6 protein-coding genes are annotated in these 5,887 nt (G+C 34.4%); 1 reads left to right on the forward strand and 5 read right to left on the reverse strand.

The genetic code is table 11. The features are described 5' to 3' along the window. The first annotated feature begins 195 nt into the window (after positions 1 to 195). On the forward strand, positions 196 to 1,416 hold the full coding sequence (locus ACOX6R_RS07025; RefSeq protein WP_433448665.1) for an AraC family transcriptional regulator: 1,221 nt from the start codon (positions 196 to 198) through the stop codon (positions 1,414 to 1,416). Positions 1,417 to 1,510: 94 nt separating this feature from the next. Here the strand turns inward: ACOX6R_RS07025 and ACOX6R_RS07030 are convergent, their stop codons facing one another. Genes ACOX6R_RS07030 through ACOX6R_RS07050 form a run of 5 tightly spaced genes read right to left on the reverse strand, consistent with a single transcriptional unit; the run spans position 1,511 to position 5,854 of the window. Continuing rightward, positions 1,511 to 2,326 carry a TPM domain-containing protein gene (locus ACOX6R_RS07030; protein WP_433448667.1) on the reverse strand — a complete coding sequence of 272 codons (816 nt, stop codon included), beginning with the start codon at positions 2,324 to 2,326 and terminating at the stop codon, positions 1,511 to 1,513. Positions 2,327 to 2,335: 9 nt separating this feature from the next. Further along, positions 2,336 to 2,908: a LemA family protein gene (locus ACOX6R_RS07035; protein WP_433448669.1), complete on the reverse strand. Its 573-nt coding sequence runs from the start codon at positions 2,906 to 2,908 to the stop codon at positions 2,336 to 2,338. A 9-nt stretch (positions 2,909 to 2,917) separates the two neighbouring features. Then, positions 2,918 to 4,084: a tRNA uracil 4-sulfurtransferase ThiI gene (gene thiI / locus ACOX6R_RS07040; RefSeq protein ID WP_433448671.1), complete on the reverse strand. Its 1,167-nt coding sequence runs from the start codon at positions 4,082 to 4,084 to the stop codon at positions 2,918 to 2,920. Positions 4,085 to 4,088: 4 nt separating this feature from the next. Continuing rightward, positions 4,089 to 5,237 carry a cysteine desulfurase family protein gene (locus ACOX6R_RS07045; protein ID WP_433448673.1) on the reverse strand — a complete coding sequence of 383 codons (1,149 nt, stop codon included), beginning with the start codon at positions 5,235 to 5,237 and terminating at the stop codon, positions 4,089 to 4,091. A gap of 23 nt (positions 5,238 to 5,260) precedes the next feature. Beyond that, positions 5,261 to 5,854, reverse strand: a complete 594-nt coding sequence (locus ACOX6R_RS07050) for a lactate utilization protein (protein WP_433448675.1) — start codon at positions 5,852 to 5,854, stop codon at positions 5,261 to 5,263. Positions 5,855 to 5,887: the final 33 nt, after the last annotated feature.

Raw genomic sequence — 5,887 nt, forward strand, 5'->3', positions numbered from 1 at the left:
TTTATTTTTATCTTCGCGTCAATTAGTTATTTTTCTTAAGCACTGTAATGTGTTATAATATATAAGCAAAAACGTTATCTTTGATGAGATTTGTTGCAGTTTATTTATAAATTTTTTTATTCTTTGACTAGTTAATTTAAAATTAGTCAAATTTTATATAGGCGAAGAAATAATATTTTAAATTGGAGGTGAAAAATGAAAAAAATAAAAATACAAGAACAGTTCCAAGAATTTGTCGACAAAAATTTTATATTTGCCTTTGATATTCAAAGTGATTCACATCCAACAGAGCCGCTTTTACATAAAAACTCGCGGTTCTTGTATATTTTAGAAGGCAAGGGAAAGATAAAAATAAGCAATCATATTTACGATTTAAGTCCCGACACCATAATTGAAATTGCTCCATGGCAAATATCTGAGATTGTAGAAGTTGAAGAAGAACTGATTTATTATTTATTGGTCTATGATTTTAATTTTATAAACATCTATATAAAAAAAGAATTCAACCTCGACAGCGATAAACTAAATATTATTACTTCCTTTTATGAAAATAATACAGTCTCACCCTCTCAATCAGATTTAAAGAAAATCAGAAAAATATTTGAAGATATTAGAGAAGAATTTGGCATATACTCACTTACATCTTATCACAATACAAAACCCTACACTAAAATTTATGCTCTCTCACTTCTTACCGAACTCTTGGCATTATACCTTAGAAATACAACTGGCGAAAATGAAGAAAAAGCAAACTTAACACCAGATATGATATTCATGTATATGTTTTTAAATTGCTCAAGAGATATAACTTTAAATGTAATCTCTAAAGTATTTTATATGAGCGAAAGTTCCATATCTAGGTATATAACTAATCTTACTGGACTTGGTTTTTATGAACTCCTTCAAGAGATGAAATTATTTAAGGCGAGGTTTTTGTTTGCCAACACAAATTTATCCACAAGAGACATTGCTTATATTTTAAATTATTTTGATCCAAGTATGTTGTCAAAAAAATTCCACGCCACATATCACATGAAAATTAAAGATTATAAAAAGTCCTTCGTTCCAGAAGAGTCACTGGTTAACTTAAGACTTGACCACAAGTCTTTAAAGATTATTGACTATATGTATGACAATTACGCCGAGGATATTGACATAATTTCTGTATCAGAGATGTTCCATATGTATCCCAAAAATATAAACGACACTTTAAATTACTATGTTGAAAAAAACTTCAACAGCTTTTTAAATCAGATAAGAATTTATAAATCGTGTGACCTTTTGACAGAGACTGATCTTACAATTTCAGAAATTGCAATAAGCGTCGGCTACAATTCAACTAAGACATATCTAAGGCACTTCAATGCATTTTTAGGAGTTAACCCTTCGGAGTTTCGCGAAAATTATATGAAATAAAATTGCACCTCGTGCGTTATAAATCTTAATAGAACAATAAAAATCGGAACACAGACTAAGTCAAATGTTCCGATTTCTTTTATTATTAAATTTTCTAGATTCGGCCGCTTGCTCCGCCGCCTCCAGAGGATCCACCGCCTCCGAAGCCGCCAAAGCCGCCTCCACCGAAGCCACCTGACGATCCGCCAAAACCTCCAAAGCCTCCGCCCCAAGATGGTCCAAAGACTATTGTCGGTCTTCTTCGTCTTCTGCTGCCAGGTCCTCCGCCTGAGCCACCATTTCCTCCGCCGCCGGAGAATAGATTAATTATTACATAGATAAGAAGTAGCACGATTATTACTTGAAATACTCCTGCTCCTTCGTCTTCTTCTAAATCAATTGGCTCCTCAGGTTCGCGAGCTGCAATGTCTACATCATACTCCATTTCATAGAGTTTAATGATTTGGTTATATGCCTCGTTTATGGCAAGCTCCATGGAATTCGGTTTATCTTCTGATGTTATCTCTCCCATTCTTCTAATAATTCGGGACGCGTATACATCGGGAAGCATTCCCTCTGCTCCATAGCCTGGTTCGATTCTTACAAATCTATCTTCGTTATCTAGAATAGCAACTAAAATTAAAACACCATTGTCTTCCTTTTCATCGCCAATTCCAATTTCTTCAAAAACTCTTGTGGCGTAAGAATCAATGTCGTAGTCTTCCATATCACTTACAACGACAACGGCAATCTCGCCACCAGTTTTCTTTTTCAAATCATAAGTAGTTTTGTTAAAATAATCTATGCTCTCTTTAGAAAGAGTGCCAGTTTCGTCGTAGACATTATACTGCATATTGTCCTTGACGAAACTAGCAGACACATTTGTCACAAGAGCAAAAATCATTATTAATGTGACAAAAAATTTTTTCAATTGTATCACCTAAAATTTAACTTCTGGTGTCTGTTGATCCTTTTCTGATACTTCGAAATATTCTCTAGTGTCAAATCCCATCATCTTAGCGATTATATTAGTTGGGAATCTCCTTACATATTGATTGTATGTTTGAACAGTTTCGTTATAGCGCATTCTCTCAGTTGCGATTCTATTTTCTGTGCCTTCAAGTTGCGCTTGTAAATCTAGGAAGTTTTGGTTTGCCTTAAGTTCTGGATAATTTTCCACAACTACATTTAATCTTCCAATAGCTTGAGTAAGTTCATCGTTAGCTTCAGCAAGTTCTTTTGGTGATTTTGCATCGGCTATTCCTGCTCTTGCCTTAGTTATTTCTTCAAATGTTTCTCTCTCGTGAGTTGCATAACCTTTTACAGTTTCAACTAAGTTTGGAATTAAATCTGCACGTCTTTTAACTTGATTTTGAACTTGTGCCCATGATGCATTGACATCTTCGTCAATTTTTACGAGCTTGTTCCATTGTCCTCCAAAGAATATAGCAAGTATAACAACGACTGCAATAACTATTGCAATACCAGCTACTCCTTTATTTCTCTTCCTCATTATGTCCTCCTATTCTATGACAGTTACTTCCATCTTTGCAATTGCATCTTCGACAAGACTGTCAATGTCTAAATCTTTTTCAGACTCTTCAATTCCTTCAATTGTTGGTCTAAGGTTTGGGTGTTTTGGCAAAAATACTGTACAGCAATCTTCAAAAGGAAGGATTGAAGTTTCGTATGTGCCAATTTCAGTTGCAATGTCTATGATATTTACCTTGTCCATCCCAATTAGTGGCCTAAAAACAAGTTTGTCAGTCACTGCATTTGTAACTTGTAAGCCTCCAATAGTTTGTGAAGCAACTTGTCCCAAGTTCTCTCCAGTAATAATTGAATCATATCCTCTTTCTTCTGCAAGTTTATTTGCAATCCTCATCATGAAGCGCCTTGAGATAATTGTCATCTCATCTTCTGGAGCTTTTTTGTTGATTTCTTTTTGGATTGGCAAAATATTTACAGAATAAAAATTCACCTTTCCACTGAAACTTGCAATGTCAGATGCCAAAGTTTTTACTTTTTCTTCTGCCCTTTCAGATGTGAATGGATATGAGTGGAAGTGCAAGCAATCTATGGAAACTCCTCTCTTTGCCATCAAAAATCCGGCAACAGGTGAGTCGATTCCTCCAGAAAGAAGGAGAAGTCCCCTTCCGTTTGTTCCCTTTGGAAGTCCCCCATAGGCTTTTATTTTTTCTGTATAAATATAGGTATCCTTTTTTAAATCGCAATAAACATAGAAGTCGGGGTTGTGAACGTCAACTTTCACGTCGAAATTTTTTAAAACTATTCCCCCAATTTTGTTATTTATCTCCATTGATGTCAGTGGATAAGTTTTGTCTCCTCTAGAAGTTTGCGCCTTAAAAGTTTTGTACTCTGGATGCTTTTCTAGAGTCTCTTTTACTACATGAAGTATTGCCTCTTCTATTTCTTCTGGATTAGTTTCAACTTTAATAGAAGGTGCAATGTAAACTATTCCGAAAACATGCTTTAGTCGATTTATTAACTTTTCTTCATTGTCTTCAACTACTTCTACATAAACCTTGCCCATATTGTGATAAATTTTTCCATGATCTATGCCACGTAGATTTTTCTTTATATCACCAATTAATTTTTGCAAAAATGTATGTCTGTTTTTGCCCTTTAGTACAAGTTCGCCTAAAGAAAGCGCCATAACTCTTTGCATTAAATCACCTCTTCATTATATTTCTAATTTCTTCTGTGTATTGTAAAAGTTTTTCAACAAAAACATCAATTTCTTCTTTTGTTGTGTCCTTGGAAGTGCAAATTCTTATTGTGCCCTCAGAATACTTGTCGCTTAGTCCAATTTCTTTTAATGTTGAGGACTTGTGCGTTCCATTTGATGAACAAGCTGAAGCTGTTGAGATATAAATTTCATCTTGCTCCAAGTAGTGAAGCAGCACCTCTGCCCTCGTATCTAAAATTGAAATTGAAGTTATAAAGTCTGATGAATTCTCTGGAGAATTAATTCTATAATCTGTCAAGTTTTCTTGCAACTTCTCTAGTAAATAATTTTTAATTTCCTTTGCATGATTAAGTCTCTCGTCCATCTCGTTAAATGTAAGCTCACATGCCTTGCCAAAGCCTAAAATTCCCGGCACATTTTCTGTACCTGAGCGCAGATTTTTCTCCTGTCCTCCGCCAATTACAAGACTAGGAAGCATTACATCGCGTCTCTTATAAAGAGCCCCAACTCCCTTTGGTCCATAAATTTTGTGGCTTGAAAAAGACATTGTATCTGCTCCAATATCCTTTACATCGACTTTGATTTTGCCAACAGCTTGAACTCCGTCAACGTGACAAAATATATTTTTATTTTTCTCTTTTGCAATTTTAATTAAATTTTTTACATTGTTAATAGTGCCAAGTTCGTTGTGAACATAAATTAGTGAGACTAGAATTGTATCATCGTCAACTTCTTTTCTAAACTCTTCTTCGTCCACATTTCCATATTCGTCCACGCCCAAAAACACAACTCTAAGGCCCTCATTTTCGTAGTGCTTAAATTGATCCAAGATAGAAGCGTGTTCAATGGAAGTTGTAATTATTTTATTTCCCCTGCGCCTGTTTTTAATTATCTCACCGTGAATTGCAATGTTGTTACTCTCTGTTCCGCCTGATGTGAAATAAATTTCTTCCTTATCTGCCCCAACGAGTCTTGCAGCAGAAGCTCTTGCTTCTTCTAATTTTTTTTCAACTTCGTGCCCAAAGGAGTGAAGCGAAGATGGATTGGCAAAATCTTTTTCTAATGCATCCATCATAACTTTAATAACTTCTTTATCTGGCCTTGTAGTTGCACAATTATCTAAATAAATCATCTTATCATCTTCTTTTCTATGTATTAATAACCCAAATCAGCATCAACTAAAAATACGTAAATATCTCTATTTTCTGGATTCTTTTTGAAAAATAATTCCATATTTGCAGTGCTATATACAGATGTCGTCTCGTAATCATTATCGCCAACTTCAACAGATGCATTGTGTCTAAAAGTGTTAAGTGGCACAGAAATATTTTTAACTCTTTCGCGCGCTTCGTCAAGTGACTTTACAATTTTATTTCGCCCAGCAATTATAAAAACTTTATCGTGCCCAAAGCAAATAGATGAAATTCTATTTCCAAGCTGATCCACAAAATAAAGAGCGCCGTCTTCTGTAATGGCGTTGGCAGAAGATAAATAAATATCGGCATGCGCATTTATTTCTTCGTTACCCTCAAACTTATCTTTCCAATGCCAAAAAGTTTTTATATTTTTCTCTTTCAGTTTCTCATAAATTCCAAGTTCTTCTATTGTGACACTGCCACCAATTGCAGCTGTAGAACCTTCCTTAAGATAATAATCTAAATATTTCAACAAATCTTTTTCATTTTCAAAAATTTCACAAATAAAACCATTTTGTATTAGTGCTTTTTTTGTTTTAATTAATCTAATCATTTGACACCTCAGTATTTATTATACTATAAAATG

The organism is Peptoniphilus sp. (assembly GCF_050943655.1).
Classification (GTDB): domain Bacteria; phylum Bacillota; class Clostridia; order Tissierellales; family Peptoniphilaceae; genus Peptoniphilus_A.